The sequence below is a fragment of the Microbacterium sp. NPDC078428 genome (assembly GCF_044542535.1).
GTDB lineage: Bacteria > Actinomycetota > Actinomycetes > Actinomycetales > Microbacteriaceae > Microbacterium > Microbacterium limosum.
In genome coordinates this window covers 67,076-83,088 of record NZ_JBITUP010000001.1, presented here as the reverse complement: position 1 = coordinate 83,088, position 16,013 = coordinate 67,076, and the positions used below count along the sequence as shown (strand labels likewise).

The following is a 16,013-nucleotide window of genomic DNA, read 5'->3' as shown; positions in this document are numbered from 1 at the left end:
CGGCGCTAGCGTGGCCGGGTGCTCCTGACGCAATTCAACACGGCGGATGCCGCGGAGGCCGCCGCCCTCGTGCGGGTGTGGGCCGATGTGCCCTCCTTCGTCGACGGCATCCTCGCCGCCCGCCCCTACGGATCGGTCGACGAGCTCGCGGCACGCGCCGCCGGACTGGCCGCGACATGGTCCGAGACGGACCTCGACGCCGCCCTCGCGCACCACCCCCGCATCGGCGAGAAGCCGGCCGGGTCGGGCGCGGAGGCCCAGGCATCCCGCGGCGAGCAGGCGTCCATGACCGGCGCCGACGCCGGCGTCACGGCACGGATCGCGGCGGGCAACGCCGCCTACGAACGGCGGTTCGGCCGCGTCTTCCTCATCCGCGCGGCCGGCCGCTCCCCTCACGAGATGCTCGCCGAGCTCGAGCGGCGTCTCACCGCCGACCCCGACGCGGAGTGGCGCGAGGCGGCGGCGCAGCTGGGCGAGATCGCGGTGCTGCGCCTGCGCTCGGCCGTCCGCGACGACAGGATGGGCGCATGACCCCGCACCTGACGACCCACATCCTCGACGCCGCGACGGGAACGCCGGCGCCCGCTGTCGACGTGACGCTCTCCGCGGCATCCGGGCCGGTGATCGCCCGCGCGACGACCGATCGGGACGGGCGGGCCGGCCTCGGCCCGGAGCTGCTGGAGTCCGGCGACTACAGCCTCACGTTCGCCACCGGCGCGTACTTCGCGGCACGGGGCATCGCCTCGTTCTACCCCCACGTCACCGTGACCTTCACCGTCGAGGTCGCGGACGACGGCACCAGCAGGCACTATCACGTGCCGCTGCTGCTGAGCCCGTTCGCCTACTCGACCTACCGCGGCAGCTGAGCCCGCCCGCACGGAGGAAACCCATGAAGGTCATCGTCATCGGCGCCGGAATCGGCGGCACGAGCGCGGCGATCGCGCTGCAGCGCCTCGGACACGACGTCGTCGTGTACGACCAGATGCGCGAGAACAAGCCCGTCGGTGCGGCGCTGTCGCTGTGGTCCAACGGCGTGAAGGTGCTCAACTGGCTCGGGCTCGCGGACGAGGTCGCCGCCCTCGGCGGTCGCATGGACGACATGGCCTACTACGACGGCCACACGGGCGAGGAGCTGTGCCGCTTCAGCCTCGAGCCCGTCACGGCGCAGACGGGCCAGCGCGCGTACCCCGTCGCCCGCGCGGAGCTGCAGGCGCTGCTCATGGACCGGGTCGGCTCCGAGAACATCCGCCTGTCGATGCGGCTGGTCGGCATCGAGGACGACGGGCAGCGCGTCACCGCCACCTTCGCCGACGGCTCGACCGACACCGCCGACCTGCTCATCGGCGCGGACGGCGCCCGCTCCTTCACCCGCGAGTACCTGACCGGCGTCCTCGGGCTCGACCCGATCGAGCGCACCTACTCGGGCTACACGAACTTCAACGGCCTCGTGCCCGCCGACCCCGCCGTCGGCCCGCTCGACCAGTGGACGACCTACGTCGCCGACGGCAAGCGCTGCGCCGTCATGCCGGTCGCGGGCGACCGGTTCTACTTCTTCCTCGACGTGCCGCAGCCCGCGGGCGTCCCCTACGACCGGGCCGAGGGCATCGCCCCGCTGCGCGAGGCGTTCGGGGGCTGGGCGCCCGGCGTGCGGGCGCTGCTGGACTCGATCGACCCCGAGGCATCCTTCAACCGGGTGGAGATCTGGGACATCGATCCGTTCGACACATGGGTGCACGGCCGCGTGGCGCTCCTCGGCGACTCGGCGCACAACACCGCGCCCGACATCGGACAGGGCGCGTGCTCCGCGCTGGAGGACAGCTTCGCGCTCGGCATCGTCTTCGCGACGAACACGCTGGGGGTGGCGGATGCGCTGAAGCGCTACGAGAAGATCCGCGCCGAGCGGGCGGGTGAGCTGGTGCGTCGCGCCCGCAAGCGCGCGTTCGAGACGCACGCGTTCGATCCCGCCGCGACGCAGGCCTGGTACGACGAGCTGCGCACGGAGGACGGCAGCGGCGTCATCCGGGGCATCGTCGGCAACATCGTCGACTCGCCCGTGAACCTGGGCGGCGGCATCCTGACCTGAGCCGACCCCCGGTCAGGCGTGGAAGAGCGTGTGCACGTCGTCGCCGGCGAGCGCGCGACCGCCGAGCCCGTCGAGCTCGAGGAGCACGGCGGACCCCCCGACGACGCAGCCGAGCCTGCCCACCAGCCGCTGGGCGGCGGCGAGGGTGCCGCCGGTGGCGAGCACGTCGTCGAGCAGGAGCACCCGGCATCCCTCGGGCAGGTCGTCGTGGGCCTCGATCGTGGCGGTGCCGTACTCGAGGGCGTAGTCGACCGAGACGGCCGGCCGCGGCAGCTTGCCCGCCTTGCGGATGGGGACCAGTCCCACGCCCGCCGCCGCCGCGACCGCCCCGGCCAGCAGGAACCCGCGCGCCTCGATGCCGGCGACGACGTCGAACCGGCCCGCGAACGGCTCGACGAGGGCGCCGATGCACGCGCGCAGGGCCGCGGCGTCGGCCAGCATCGGTGTGATGTCACGGAACAGGATGCCGGGGCTCGGGTAGTCGGGGATGACGCCGATCAGCGATTCGGCACGGGCGAGGGCGTCGTTCTCTGGCACGGGGTTCACCCTAGCCGCGGGCGGGTCCGGGGGCCCGCGGGCGCCGCGGGCGGGACAACACTCCGGCAACGTTGCCGCCCGGCTCCGGTCGACCCGCGGAACGACGCCGGCCGACCAGCCGTCCGACCGCATCTTTCCGGAGTATTGTCCGGGGGCGCAGCGCCGGCGCCCCGGGCCGGACGGAGCGCGACCCTGTGTAAGCGCTTGCATTATCCTGGAGAGATGACTTCCACGCAGGAGAACCCCTCCGCCCTGCACGTCGACGCCGAGCCGGGCACCGAGTGGTGGCGCACCGCCGTCATCTACCAGATCTACCCCCGGTCCTTCGCCGACGCCTCGGGCGACGGCATCGGCGACCTGCCCGGCATCACGAGCCGCCTCGACGACCTGCGCACGCTCGGCGTCGACGCCATCTGGCTGAGCCCCTTCATGACCTCGCCCCAGCGCGACGCCGGATACGACGTCGCGGACTACTGCGACGTCGACCCTCTCTTCGGCACGCTCGCCGACTTCGACGATCTGCTCGAGGCCGCCCACGCCCGCGGCATCCGGGTCATCGTCGACCTCGTCCCGAACCACTCCTCCGACCAGCACGCCTGGTTCCAGGAGGCCCTCGCCGCCGCCCCGGGCAGCCCCGAGCGCGCCCGCTACATGTTCCGCGACGGCAAGGGCGCGAACGGCGAGCTGCCGCCCAACAACTGGGAGTCCGTCTTCGGCGGCCCGGCGTGGACCCGCATCAAGGAGGCCGACGGCGAGCCCGGCCAGTGGTACCTGCACCTGTTCGACTCGTCGCAGCCCGACTTCGACTGGTCGAACGAGGTCGTCCGCGAGGACTTCCGCGGCGTCCTGCGCTTCTGGCTCGACCGCGGCGTCGACGGTTTCCGCGTGGACGTGGCGCACGGCCTCATCAAGGCCGACGGACTGCCCGACTACACCCCGCCGGCCGAGTCCGACTCGATGGGCGGCGGCGAAACCGACGTGCCCTACTGGGGGCAGGAGGGCGTGCACGAGGTCTACCGCGACTGGCACGAGCTGCTCGCGGGCTACGCCGGCGACCGTGCACTGTGCGCCGAGGCGTGGCTGCCCACGCCCGACAAGACCGCCCTGTGGGTGCGGCCGGACGAGATGCACCAGGCCTTCAACTTCCCCTACCTGCAGACGGGGTGGGATGCCGCGGCGCTGCGCGATGTCGTGACCGAATCGCTTCGGGCCTTCCCCGCCGTGGGTGCCCCCAGCACGTGGGTGCTATCCAACCACGACGTCGTGCGCCACGCCTCCCGTCTCGCCCTCACGGCCGAGAACCCGCAGGGCCACGGCATCGGTCCGGACTCGGCCGGTCAGCCGATCCCCGACGTGGGCCTCGCACGTGCGCGCGCCGCGACGACGCTCATGCTCGCGCTGCCCGGCTCGGCGTACCTCTACCAGGGCGAGGAGCTCGGGCTTCCCGAGGTCATCGACCTGCCCGACTCCGCGCGTCAGGACCCCACGTGGTTCCGCACGAACGGTGAGCGCTACGGTCGCGACGGCTGCCGCGTGCCCATCCCGTGGACCGCGGATGCCCCGGCGTACGGCTTCAACGACTCGGGCGAGTCGTGGCTGCCCCAGCCCGCGGAGTGGGCCCGGCTCGCCCGTGACCGGCAGGTCGGGGTGGAGGGCTCCACGCTCGAGCTGTACCGCACGCTGCTGGCGACGCGTCGCGAGCACGGTCTCGGCGCGGGCGACCTCTCGTGGGTCGAGGGCTACGGCGACGACGTCGTGGCGTTCCGCAACGGCGCGGTGACCGTCGTGGCGAACGCGGGCGCCGAGCCCGTCGAGCTGCCCGCGGGCGCGCGCGTGCTCGTCGCGAGCGGCCCGATCGACGGGGCGACCCTCCCGGTCGACACCGCCGTCTGGATCACCTCGGCGAGCTGAGCGCGACCGCGCGGCATCCGGCGGATCAAGGGAGACCGCGCATGGTGAGCATCGATGAAGTGGCACATCTGGCGGGCGTGTCGACGGCGACGGTCTCGCGCGCCCTCTCGGGCCGCGGGCACGTCTCCGCGATGACGCGCGAGAGGGTCGCCGCCGCCGCGAAGCACCTGGGCTATGTCGTCTCGGCGTCGGCATCGAGCCTGGCGACCGGCCGCACCCGCAACATCGGCGTGCTCGTACCCTTCCTCGACCGCTGGTTCTTCAGCACCGTGCTGAGCGGGGTCGCCGCGGCGCTGGCCCGCGCGGGGTTCGACATCACGCTGTACCCCCTCACCGCCGATGCCGGCGAGCGGCGCGAGATCTTCGAGACCTTCCTGCGCCGTCAGCGCGTGGACGGCGTGATCGCAATCTCGATCGAGCTGGGCGCGGAGGAGTCGGCGGAACTGGTGCAGCTGGGCATCCCGCTCATCGGCCTCGGCGGGCCGAATCCGTCGTTCCCGAGCCTCACGGTCGACGACGTGGCCGTCGCGCGGCTCGCGACCTCGCACCTGATCGGGCTCGGGCACCGCAGCATCGCCCACATCGGCGCAAACCCCGAGTTCGACCGCGACTTCCACATCCCCACCCACCGCAGGCGCGGCTTCGAGCTGGCCCTCGCCGAGGCGGGGATGCCCGCGCGCCCCGAGCTGTACGAGCCGGCCGACTTCACGCTGGACGGCGGATTCCGCGCCGCGAAGCAGCTGCTCGGAAGGCCCGGAGCGCACCCGACCGCGATCTTCGCCGCGAGCGACGAGATGGCCATCGGCGCCGTGCTCGCCGCGCGCGAGCTGGGGTTCCGGGTGCCCGAGGACCTCTCGATCGTCGGCATCGACGGCCACGAGCTGGGCGAGTTCTTCCGGCTGACCACCGTCGATCAGTTCCCCCAGGGCCAGGGCGAGCGCGCCGCCGAGACGATGCTCGCCCAGCTGGAGGGCAGGTCGGCCGCGGTCCCCGCGTCCGCGGCCGACCTGCCCTACGAGCTGGTCGTCCGGGGAACCACGGCGCGGGCCCGCCCGTAGGCTCGGGTCATGACGATCGACCTCGAAGCCCTCTACGTCGACCTGCACACCCACCCGGAGCTGTCGTTCCAGGAGACGCGCACCGCCTCGGTCGCGGCCGTACACCTGCGCGATCTCGGCCTGCGGGTGGAGGAGGGCATCGGCATCACGGGCGTCGTGGGAGTGCTCGAGAACGGCCCCGGTCCGGTGGTGTGGCTGCGGGCCGACATGGACGCCCTGCCCGTCGAGGAGCAGACGGGACTCCCGTATGCGAGCACGGCCCGCGGCATCAGCCCCGCGGGCGTCGAGGTGCCCGTCATGCACGCGTGCGGACACGACATGCACGTCACGGCGCTGATCGGCGCGCTCGAGGCGCTCGTCGCGACCCGCACGGAGTGGGCGGGCACGGTGGTCGCCGTCCTGCAGCCCGCGGAGGAGTTCGGTGCCGGATCGAAGGCGATGATCGCCGACGGCGTGCTCGAGCGGTTCCCCCGTCCCGACATCGTGCTCGGCCAGCACGTGACCCCCCTGCCGGTGGGCACCGTCGGGGTTCGTCCGGGGACGCAGATGGCGGCCTCCGACGGACTCACGGTCACGATGCACGGACGCGGCGGGCACGGGTCCCGCCCGCACGCGACGGTCGACCCCGTGGTCATGGCCGCCGCGACGGTGATGCGGCTGCAGACGATCGCCTCCCGCGAGATCGATCCGCGCCATGTCGCGGTGGTGACGGTGGGCTCCATCCACGCGGGACTCAAGCACAACATCATCCCGGCGGAGGCGGTGCTCGAGCTGAGCCTTCGCTATCCCGACGACGAGACGCGCGAGCGGGTGCTGGAGAAGGTGGAGCGCATCGTGGCCGCCGAGGCCCAGGCATCCGGCGCGCTCACGCCCCCGACGATCGTCAACGACCACTCCCTGCCGCCGACGATCAACGACCCCGCAGCGACGGCGCGGGTGTCGGCCGCGATCGACGCGGCGCTCGGGGAGGGCTCCGTCATCGACCCGGGGATGTTCACCGGCAGCGAGGATGTCTCGTGGTTCGCCCGCGAGGCGGGGGTGCCCCTGGTGTTCTGGTTCTGGGGCGGCATCGACCCCGCGCTCTACGCAGGAGCCGTCGCCTCGGGCACGGTCGAGAGCGTCATCCCGACGAACCACTCGCCCTTCTTCGCGCCCGTGGCGGGCCCGACGATCGAGGTGGGCGTGACGGCCCTGACGGCCGCCGCGCGCGAGTTCCTGGCGTAGGCGCGTCGCGGGCCCGCGGCGCGGCGTAGCCTGGAGGGGTGAGCACCAGCGCCCCCGCCTTCGACGTGGCCGCCGTGCGGGAGGACTTCCCGATCCTCGCGCGGACTCTTCACGAGCACCCCCTCGCCTACCTCGATTCGGCCGCGACCGCACAGCGCCCGCGCGCCGCGCTCGACGCCGAGATCGCGTTCCTCGAATCGTCGAACTCCGCCGTCCACCGCGGCGCGCACACGCTCGCCGCCGATGCGACCGACGCCTTCGAGTCGGCCCGTGAGGTCGTGGCGGGCTTCGTCGGGGCGGCGCCCGAGCAGCTGGTGTGGACCTCGGGAGCGACGGCGGGGCTGAACCTCGCCGCCTACGCGATCGGCAACGCCTCGGCGGGGCGCGGCGGCCGCGCGGCATCCCGGTTCCGGCTCTTCGCCGGCGACGAGATCCTCCTGACCGAGGCCGAGCACCACGCGAACCTCATCCCGTGGCAGGAGCTGGCCGCCCGCACCGGCGCACGCCTGCGCCACATCCCCGTGCGCGAGGACGGCACCCTCGACATGGATGCCGCGGCCGGCCTGGTGAGCGACCGTACGCGGGTCGTGGCCTTCGCCCACGTGTCCAACGTGCTCGGCATCGTCAATCCGGTCGCGGAACTCGTCGAGCTCGCCCGGATGGTGGGGGCCACGACGGTTCTCGACGCCTGCCAGTCGGCGCCGCACCTGCGCCTCGACCTTCCCGCCCTGGGGGTCGACCTCGCCGTGTTCTCCGGCCACAAGCTGTTCGGCCCCTACGGTGTCGGTGCGCTGTACGGCCGCACCGATGTGCTCGAGGCGCTGCCCCCGTTCCTCACGGGCGGATCGATGATCACGACCGTGACGCTCAACGAGGCGGAGTACCTCGATCCGCCGCAGCGGTTCGAGGCGGGCACGCAGCCCGTCTCGCAAGCCGTGGGCCTCGCGGCCGCCGTGGAGTACCTCGGGCGGATCGGGCACGACGCGATCGCGGCGCACGAGGCATCCCTCGCCCTGCGCATGCGCGACGGCCTGCGCGGGATCGAGGGCGTTCGCCTGCTGGGAGACGCCGCCGACGCCGAGCGGGTGGCGCTCTGGTCGTTCGATGTCGACGGCGTTCACGCGCACGACGTGGGTCAGTTCCTCGACTCCCGCGGCGTCGCGGTCCGCGTCGGCCACCACTGCGCCCAGCCGCTGCACCGGCGGTTCGGGCTCACCGCGACCGTGCGCGCGAGCGCCGCGCTCTACACGACGGAGGATGAGGTCGACCGGATGCTCGATGCGGTCAGCGGCGTACGCGAATTCTTCGGGGTGACCTCGTGAGCGGCCTGGAATCGCTCTATCAGGAGCTCATCCTCGACCACTCCAAGCACCCGCACGGGCGTACCCTCGCGCCGGAGGAGGGCACCCACGCCACGTCCCACCAGCGCAACCCCGTGTGCGGCGACGAGATCACCCTCCGCGCGCGGCTCGCGGACGACGGCAGCATCCGCGACGTCACGTGGGAGGGCGCCGGATGCTCCATCTCGCAGGCGAGCGCGTCGATGCTCGTGGATCTCTCCGCCGGGCTGACGCGGGCCGAGGCATCCGCCCTCATCGACGGCTTCCGCGACGTCATGCGCTCGCGCGGGGCGCGCGAGCTCGACATCGACGACTACGGGGATGCCGCGGCGCTGTCGGGGGTGTCGAAGTACACCGCCCGGGTGAAGTGCGCGATGCTCGCATGGGTCGCCCTGGAGGATGCGCTCTCGCGCGCCTGACCCGGCGGGACCGCGTGCGGGAGCACCGTGGGCGTCGCTGCTGCGTCCGGGCACACCCCCGGTCGCGCGTCAGCCCGCCAGCACCGTCTCGAGCCGGGCGTACGAGGCCTCCATGCCGTCGGTCATGCCCGTCGCGAGCACGGCGTCGCGCGTCTGCACGTCGGGGTACTCGATCACGAGCACGATGAGCGTCGCGCCGTCCTCCTCGTCGAGGATCATGTCGTTGAGGGTCGCGGGGAAGTCGGTGCCGGTCATGTGCTCGGTCGTCACGGCCCTCCGCGGGGGCTCGGCGAGCACCGTCTCGCCGTCGAAGCCGAACGCCTCGCCCTCCGTGTCGCCCACGGGCTCCCACGCGTACCGGTAGCGACCGCCGGGGGTCGGGTCGATCTCGCACACGCTCATGCGCCAGCCGTCGGGGCCCAGCAGCCACCTCTTCACGAGCTCGGGCTCGGTGTGGGCGCGCCAGACGAGGTCGCGGGGTCCCTCGATCAGCCGCGTGATGCGCACGTGCGTGTCGTCGAGGATCTCGCTGCGCGTGCCCTTCCCCTGCGCATACTCCCGCAGCCCGGCGAGCACGCGGTCGAGCTGGTTGATCGCCATCGTCGAGCCCTCGACGGCGCCCATCGCGACGACCTGCTCGAGAGCCTCGCCCGACGTGAAGTAGGTCACGTTCGTCATGCGGGTGCCGGCATCCACCGCCGTGAACTCGTACGTCGTGCGCATCGACGGCATCCCCTCGACGGGATCGCCGTGTTCATCGGTGAAGCTGTCGAGCACCTCGAAGCGGTGCGGCTCCTCGATCGCCAGGAACTCCCACGCCCCGGGGGCGCGCTCGCCTCTGGGACTGGTCATGTAGTACGCCGCACGCCCGCCGACGCTGAGGTCGAACTCGGTGAAGGTCGCCGGCCAGCCGGGAGGACCCCAGAACCGCTCCAGCTCGCGCGGCTGCGTGAACGCCCGCCACACCCGCTCGGGCGGCGCGGCGAACTCCGCCGTGAGGGTCATCGTGAGGGCTTCGGGGTCGGTGGTGACGTCGGTCACGGGCATGTCATTCTCCTTCGATGGATGCCGGGGGCGGCGTGGGTTCGGCGAGGATCTCGTCGAGGCGGTCGATGCGCGCCCGCCACATCTCCTGGTAGCCCTCGAGGAGCAGTCGCGCGCGCGCGATCCGGACGGGGTCGGCACGGACGAGCCGCTCCCGCCCCTCGGCGCGCTTGACGACCAACCCCGCGGCGGTCAGGACGGAGACGTGCTTCTGCACGGCCGTGAACGACATCGAGTACTCGCGGGCGAGAGACGAGATCGAGTGCTCGCGCGTGAGGGACCGGCGCAGGATGTCGCGTCGCGTCGCGTCGGCGAGCGCGTGGAAGACGGCGTCGATCTCGGTGTCGCTCAGAGGATATGTAACCATTTGGTTGTACGTTATGGCAGGATGCCGCGGCCGTCAAGCACGTGTTTTGTCGGGAATGCGTTCTCGTTGCACTTGTGGGCTTTACGTTGCACTAGTCCCAGTTGTCGTTGCACTAAATGCAGCGAAACTCGACGGCGGGAACGGCACAACTCTACATGTCGTAGTTGTTACGTGTGGACCTCAGCTGCGGGTGATGCCGGCGTTGCGCAGGCGGAGGCTGTTCCACACCACGAACACCGAGGACAGCGACATCGCCGCGGCCGCGATGAGCGGGTTGAGCAGGCCCGCAGCGGCGAGGGGGATCGCGGCGATGTTGTACCCGAAGGCCCAGATGAGGTTGCCGCGGATGGTGCGCAGGGTGCGGCGGGAGAGGCCGATGGCGTCGGGGACGACGGTCAGATCGTCGCGGACGAGGATGATGTCGGCGGATTTCAGAGCGACGTCGGTTCCGGTCACGACGGCCATGCCGAGATCTGCGCCGGCGAGGGCCGCGGCATCGTTGATGCCGTCTCCGACCATCGCGACACGGTGACCGGCCTCCCGGAGCTCGGTGATCGCGTGAGCCTTCTCGACCGGGCTGACCTGGGAGCGCACTTCGTCGATACCGACCGCGGCCGCGACGAGCCGGGCGGCCGCGTCATCGTCACCGGTGAGCAGGACGGTGCGCATGCCCATGGCCTTGAGCGCAGTGATCGCGCCGGGCGCGGTGGCGCGTACTTGATCCTCGACGGCGAACACCGCCACGGCACGGCCTGCGCGAATCAGGACGATCGGGGACGCACCCGACGCGCGTGCGACCTCGATCGCTTCCGTCAGCTTCGGAGCGATGTCAGCTTTCAGGTTATTGACGAGCCGAGGCCCGCCGATCGCGACCGGCGCTCTGTCGATGGTGCCTTCTACGCCGAGTCCGGGAAGCACCCGGAAGCCGGTCAGGTCGGGGAGGTCGTGGACCTGGGTGCGGGCGTGCTCAAGGACGGCGACGGCGACGGGGTGGGTGGAGCCCGCTTCGAGCGCCCCCGCACTGCATAGCGCCTCGTGTGGGGCGACCGTCTCGTCGACGGTCACGGAGATCACGCGCATCACGCCTTCGGTGAGGGTGCCGGTCTTGTCCAGTACTACGGTGTCGATGCGCCCGGATGCTTCAAGCGCACCCTGCCCCTTGATGAGGATGCCGAGTTGCGCGCCGCGGCCGACCCCGACCATGAGCGCGGTCGGGGTGGCCAGGCCCAGCGCGCAGGGGCAGGCGATGATCAGCACGGCAACACCGATCGACACCGCATGCGAGGGCTGTACGCCAGCGATGAGCCACACGGTCGTGACGGCAATCGCGAGCACGACGATGGAGGGTACGAACCACTGCACGATCCGGTCCACAAGTGATTGGATGCGTGCCTTGGATTCTTGGGCGCGTTCGGCGAGGGTGGCCAGTTGCGCGAGCTGTGTGCGCGTTCCGGCTGCGGTGACGGTCAGGAGGAGGCGTCCGTTGGTGTTGACCGTGCCGGCCATCACCTGCTTGCCCGGCCCGATCTCGCGCGGGACGGGTTCCCCGGTCATCGCGCTGGTGTCCACCGCCGCCCATCCCTCGGTGACCTCCCCGTCGACGGGGATCGTCTCCCCCGGGAGGACGATCACGGTGTCAGTGGCGCGCACCTCGGTGATCGGGACGACCACGTCGCGGTCGTCCCGGCGGATGCGCGCGGTGGTGGGGGCGAGCGCTGCGAGGGCGTCCAGGACGTCTCCGGCCTTGCGGCGGGAGCGGGCCTCGAAGTAGCGACCGGCGAGCTGGAACGTCGTCATCCCGGCAGCCACGTCCAGGTAGATGGCGTTCGCGCCCGGCGGGGTGGGGCCGTAGCCGATCCAGTAGCCGGCAGCATCCGACCCGATCAAGACCGTGACGAGCGCCCACCCGAACGAGGCGGCGATACCGAGGGAGACGAGGGTGTCCATGCTGACCGCACCGTGGCGGAGGTTGCGGATCGTGTTGCGGTGGAACGGCCACGCGCACCAGGTCACGATCGGGATAGCCAGGGCGATGCACACCAGTTCCCAGTGCGGGAACCGCAGACCGGGCACGAGCGCGAGAATCAGCGTGAGATCCATGAGCGGGATCGTCAGCAGAGCGGCCACGATGAGGCGGCGACGGAGCCCGGTGATGCGGGTCTCGTTGCTGCGTTTCGTCCACTCGTCGGCAACATCCACCCGCACGACGGCCCCGTACCCAGCCCTAGCGACCGCCTCGACCGCGTCAGCCTGCCGGTCGGGCTCAAGGCCGGTGACGATCGCGCGTTCGGTGGCGTAGTTCACGACCGCGTCGACACCGTCGAGCTTGTTCAGGGCGCGTTCCACGCGTCCGGCGCAGGCGGCGCAGCTCATGCCGGAGATGTTGAGCTCGACCGGCGGCGCAGCGACGGTAGCGGGTGCGGTAGTGCTCATGGGGTGTCCTTCGGTGGTGCGGGGGTGAGGACGGGGCTGTGGGTGCGGGCGGATCGGGCGGCGAGGTCTTCGAGCATCCGGTTATATGCGTCGAACTCGTCGTCGACGCCGGAATCGAGGTGGCGGTCTTTGCGTTTCGCTTCCCGCTGGTCTTGCCGCGCCCATTGGATGCCGAGCGCGGTGACGACGATCAGCAAGGGAAGTTCGCCGCCGGCCCACGCGACGCCACCGCCGAGGTATTGCTGCGCCATCAGATCTCCCATCCAGGGGAAATCGAGGGTGCGGTAGAAGTTCTCGGCGATCGGCGTGGTGGCGGTCATCAGGATGATGCCGAAGAACGCGTGGAACGGCATCGCGGCGAGCACGAATCCGAGCTTCCCGATTGGCGGGAGCGGGCGGGGTGGGCGGTCGACGCCGATGACGAGCCCGTAGAACAGGTACCCGACGATCAGGAAGTGGATGTTCATCGCCTGGTGCGCCCAGTGGTAGCGGATCAGGTTCTCGAACAGCGGCGACATGTACAGGGCGTAGTAGGAGCCGATGTAGAGGATGAACACCAGGATCGGGCTGTAGATGATCCTGGTGCCGGGCCAGTGCAGTACGGCGGTGATCCACTCGTGCGGTCCAGCTGGCTGCGACCTGGTGTGGGGTGTGGTGGCGCGTAGCAGCAGTGTGATGACCCCGCCGAGGACCAGCAGCACGGGGGCGAGCATGTTCAGGCTCATGTGCACGATCATGTGCGTGCCGAACTGTGCGGCCGCGTACTGCCCGAGCGCGGAGCTGGTGGAGATCACGACGACCAGCCAGCCGAGCACCCACGCGATAGTGCGTCCCATCGGCCAGGCATCACCGCGGCGACGGAGCCGGATCACCGCGGCCAGGTACACCCCGATCCCGAGCATCGAGATGACGAGGAAGAGGATGTTGGGTCGCCACTGGGTCAGGAAGACCGTCCAGGTAGGGGCCGTGTTGGTGATGTCGAAGCCGAAGAACACCTGCGAGATGTTCGTATTCACGAAGTACTGCGGCGGCGGCACCCGGGTCATCGCCACCGTCACTCCGAGGTACGCAGCCCCGCACACCGCAACCGCACTGAACAGCCCGACGATGCGACGATCGGTCCACCGGCGCCGCTGCCCCCAGAACACGGCGATGACGACCCCCGTGGCCACGACGATCACCGCGCGGATCGCGACGAGTACAACGGTGGGGTTCCCATCGAGCGGGCCGGCCAGCTTGAAGGCCGCCATGATCGCTTCGGATGCGGCGACGACCACCCAGGACACGGCAATCACCCATCCCGCGCGGGTCACCGCCTCCGGGCGCAGCAGTCTGCCAGAAGCCGCGCGGGTGAGGAGCATGATGATGGTGCCGAACAGGATCGCGGCCGCGAGGGTTTGAAAGATCGCCGCGTCCGATCCGAAGTCGTGGTCGGCGCCGACCTGCACCTGGTGCACCAGCACCGGCGCCAGCACCGCCAATGCTGCCAGGACAGCGATCGGGAGGAAGCCCGCCCACCGCTGGGCGAAGAGAGCAACTGCGGATGCGATCGCGGTGGCCGCGAACACGAAGATCCACGCCTTCGGGAGGTAGGCGGCCTCCACCAGGTAGGCCAGCGCCCCAGGTTCAGCGAGCCGGCCCAGGCTCAGGCCGTTGGCGTCGGCGGCGTCAACCGGAACGAGCGCCGCGGCCGCGAGCATCCACCCCAGCAGCGCGTACCGCAGCACCCGCAACTCCAGACCGGCGACGACCTCAAGTGGCTTTATGCGCGGCGCGGCGAGCACACCTAATGCGACGACGAGAGCCCCGATAGTGACCCACGAGGCCGCGTCGGCAACAATGCGCAACGACGTGGAAAGCAGTGCGGTCGTCACCCCGGGGTACCCGCGCGAGATCTTCACATACCCGGTGTCGCCGAGCAGCACCGTCACGACGATGGGAATGCCGGCCGCCAGGACGAGCGTCACGATCGCGACCAGGCTGACCGCGAACGGGGATCGTCGGATGCGGCGGTCAGTGTAGGCCGGAAGCTCCGCAGATGAGGTGGCGCTCACACGCGCACGGTCACGGCAGCGGCGATTTCGTCGATGTTCAACGGGCCGTCGTGCTCAACGATCGCGGCACCGTCGCTCGCGTTCGCTCGAATTCCGATGACGCCGACCAAGGGTGTGAGGGCGTCGTGGATGGCGTGCTCGCAGTGCGTGCAGGTCATCCCGTCGATGACAATCCGGCTCTCCGTCATGAGCATGCTCCCTCTCTAGCTCGGGTGGCAAACATCCCTTAATTCTACATTCTGTGCACTACGCCGGTGCCGTCCCCGAGTGCGCGTTCTCGACAGTGGGTAGAATCCTCGGAGGAGGTCATCGATGAGCGGAACGCGAAGCCGCGGGCGCGGCGAACTGGAAAGCGAAGTCCTCACCATCCTCCGTGGGCATGCCGCTCCGGTGGGTGCAGCGGACATTCAAGAGGCGTTCACGCAGCCCACCCCGGCGTACACGACGATCCTCACGGCGCTGGATCGGCTGATCGATAAGGGCGAGGTCACTCGGCACGCGGAGTCTCCTCGCAAGGTGCGGTTCGCTGCTCGCTTGTCGGCGGCGGAGAACGCGAGTGATTCGATGCATCGTGCTCTGCAGGGCACGGATGACCGGCGCGCGGCGCTGCTGCAGTTCGCTGGTGACCTCGATGAGGGCGATGTGGAGATACTCCGCAGTGCCCTGGCGAAGAAGCGTCGCACGTCGTGATCGCGATCGGCGTCTGCGTCGCGGTCGCTGTTCTCATCTGGTGGGTGGGGCCGCGGCTGCTGACTGCCGGGCGCTGGCAGGTACGATTCCCGCGTCTCGCGTTGGCGGCCTGGCACGCCGCTCTCGGCATCGGGCTGATCGCGCTGCTCGGCTCCGTCGTGGCGGCCGTGTCGGCGACCCTGTCTGCGCAGCACGCGGCGGACGCGACGGCGGGGATCGTGCAGACCGTCGCTGGGTGGACGGCGCTGGGCGCGGTGGGCGCCGGGCTCGTCATCATCGGGACGAACTCTGATGAGCTGGTCGGTGCCGGTCGCCGCGCGTTCGGGGATGTGTTGTCGCTCCCACACACTCGAGAACGCCTCGACCGTCGCACCACCCTTATCACCTGTCGCAGCGATGAACCGTTCGCCTGTGCGATCCCCGGCCCAGACGCCGCAGTGGTCGTCTCCACCATGCTGCGGGAGATCCTCACACCTGCGCAGCTGCGGGCAGTGGTCGCTCACGAGCGCGCGCACCTGCGTGGCCGGCACTACCTCGCCGTGCGGCTGGCGGAGCTCAACCGCGCCTGCGTGCCGTCCGCGCGGGCGGGGAAGCGGCTGCTGCGGGCGAGCTCACTGCTCGTGGAACTGATTGCCGATGACCACGCTGCGCGTCGCGCCGGAGCGGTGCATCTGGCCAACGCCCTGGTCACCGTCGCCGCGCGCACGAACGACCCGACGATGGAGTTGCGGGCAGAGCGGCTGGCCGAGCGGACGTGGGCGCCCGCCCGGAAGCTCGTGCCGGCAGACGCGGTCCTGCAGTTCTGATGATCCGTGGGTCGACGCACCACTCGCCGACCCACGGATCATCCTTC

16 protein-coding genes are annotated in these 16,013 nt (G+C 70.8%); 10 read left to right on the top strand and 6 right to left on the bottom strand.

The features are described 5' to 3' along the window. Positions 1–18: 18 nt before the first annotated feature. Genes uraD through hpxO form a run of 3 tightly spaced genes read left to right on the top strand, consistent with a single transcriptional unit; the run spans position 19 to position 2,083 of the window. Positions 19–531: a 2-oxo-4-hydroxy-4-carboxy-5-ureidoimidazoline decarboxylase gene (uraD, locus tag ACIGCK_RS00435; RefSeq protein ID WP_396662928.1), complete on the top strand. Its 513-nt coding sequence runs from the start codon at positions 19–21 to the stop codon at positions 529–531. Continuing rightward, positions 528–866: a hydroxyisourate hydrolase gene (gene uraH / locus ACIGCK_RS00430; protein ID WP_330170841.1), complete on the top strand. Its 339-nt coding sequence runs from the start codon at positions 528–530 to the stop codon at positions 864–866. Before uraD ends, uraH begins: the two co-directional genes overlap by 4 nt. A gap of 23 nt (positions 867–889) precedes the next feature. After that, positions 890–2,083, top strand: a complete 1,194-nt coding sequence (gene hpxO / locus ACIGCK_RS00425) for an FAD-dependent urate hydroxylase HpxO (protein ID WP_330170840.1) — start codon at positions 890–892, stop codon at positions 2,081–2,083. Between the two features lie 12 nt (positions 2,084–2,095). On the opposite strand, the gene ACIGCK_RS00420 is transcribed toward hpxO, so the two are convergent. Then, positions 2,096–2,620, bottom strand: a complete 525-nt coding sequence (locus ACIGCK_RS00420) for an adenine phosphoribosyltransferase (protein ID WP_396662927.1) — start codon at positions 2,618–2,620, stop codon at positions 2,096–2,098. Positions 2,621–2,842: 222 nt separating this feature from the next. Between ACIGCK_RS00420 and ACIGCK_RS00415 the strand changes: the two genes are divergently transcribed. The 5 genes from ACIGCK_RS00415 to sufU are packed head-to-tail and all read left to right on the top strand — an operon-like array spanning position 2,843 to position 8,572. Beyond that, positions 2,843–4,531: a glycoside hydrolase family 13 protein gene (locus tag ACIGCK_RS00415; protein WP_330170838.1), complete on the top strand. Its 1,689-nt coding sequence runs from the start codon at positions 2,843–2,845 to the stop codon at positions 4,529–4,531. 41 nt (positions 4,532–4,572) lie between these two features. Further along, complete coding sequence (locus tag ACIGCK_RS00410; RefSeq protein ID WP_396662926.1) at positions 4,573–5,589, top strand: LacI family DNA-binding transcriptional regulator; 1,017 nt, start codon at positions 4,573–4,575, stop codon at positions 5,587–5,589. Positions 5,590–5,598: 9 nt separating this feature from the next. Beyond that, complete coding sequence (locus ACIGCK_RS00405; RefSeq protein ID WP_396662925.1) at positions 5,599–6,813, top strand: amidohydrolase; 1,215 nt, start codon at positions 5,599–5,601, stop codon at positions 6,811–6,813. Between the two features lie 38 nt (positions 6,814–6,851). Further along, positions 6,852–8,135, top strand: a complete 1,284-nt coding sequence (locus tag ACIGCK_RS00400) for a SufS family cysteine desulfurase (protein WP_396662924.1) — start codon at positions 6,852–6,854, stop codon at positions 8,133–8,135. Beyond that, complete coding sequence (gene sufU, locus ACIGCK_RS00395) at positions 8,132–8,572, top strand: Fe-S cluster assembly sulfur transfer protein SufU (RefSeq protein ID WP_396662923.1); 441 nt, start codon at positions 8,132–8,134, stop codon at positions 8,570–8,572. The genes ACIGCK_RS00400 and sufU overlap by 4 nt, the downstream gene beginning before the upstream one ends. A gap of 69 nt (positions 8,573–8,641) precedes the next feature. Here sufU and ACIGCK_RS00390 read toward each other — a convergent pair whose 3' ends face one another. The 5 genes from ACIGCK_RS00390 to ACIGCK_RS00370 form a co-directional block, all read right to left on the bottom strand. Next, positions 8,642–9,619, bottom strand: coding sequence for an SRPBCC domain-containing protein (locus ACIGCK_RS00390; protein WP_396662922.1), 978 nt, complete (start codon positions 9,617–9,619; stop codon positions 8,642–8,644). A 1-nt stretch (position 9,620) separates the two neighbouring features. After that, positions 9,621–9,983, bottom strand: a complete 363-nt coding sequence (locus ACIGCK_RS00385; protein WP_396662921.1) for an ArsR/SmtB family transcription factor — start codon at positions 9,981–9,983, stop codon at positions 9,621–9,623. A gap of 180 nt (positions 9,984–10,163) precedes the next feature. Further along, positions 10,164–12,416: a heavy metal translocating P-type ATPase gene (locus tag ACIGCK_RS00380; protein ID WP_396662920.1), complete on the bottom strand. Its 2,253-nt coding sequence runs from the start codon at positions 12,414–12,416 to the stop codon at positions 10,164–10,166. Beyond that, a complete protein-coding gene (locus ACIGCK_RS00375; protein WP_396662919.1) occupies positions 12,413–14,470 on the bottom strand; it encodes a cytochrome c oxidase assembly protein in 2,058 nt (685 codons plus the stop codon). The genes ACIGCK_RS00380 and ACIGCK_RS00375 overlap by 4 nt, the downstream gene beginning before the upstream one ends. Beyond that, a complete protein-coding gene (locus tag ACIGCK_RS00370) occupies positions 14,467–14,664 on the bottom strand; it encodes a heavy-metal-associated domain-containing protein (RefSeq protein WP_396662918.1) in 198 nt (65 codons plus the stop codon). Before ACIGCK_RS00370 ends, ACIGCK_RS00375 begins: the two co-directional genes overlap by 4 nt. Before the next feature lie 118 nt (positions 14,665–14,782). Here ACIGCK_RS00370 and ACIGCK_RS00365 point away from each other — a divergent pair, with 118 nt between their 5' ends. Continuing rightward, the gene (locus tag ACIGCK_RS00365; RefSeq protein WP_396662917.1) at positions 14,783–15,160 is read left to right on the top strand and encodes a BlaI/MecI/CopY family transcriptional regulator; all 378 of its coding nucleotides are present in this window, start codon (positions 14,783–14,785) and stop codon (positions 15,158–15,160) included. Beyond that, entirely contained in the window at positions 15,157–15,966 is an 810-nt protein-coding gene (locus ACIGCK_RS00360; RefSeq protein WP_396662916.1) for a M56 family metallopeptidase, read from the top strand. Before ACIGCK_RS00365 ends, ACIGCK_RS00360 begins: the two co-directional genes overlap by 4 nt. Positions 15,967–16,013 lie beyond the last annotated feature (47 nt).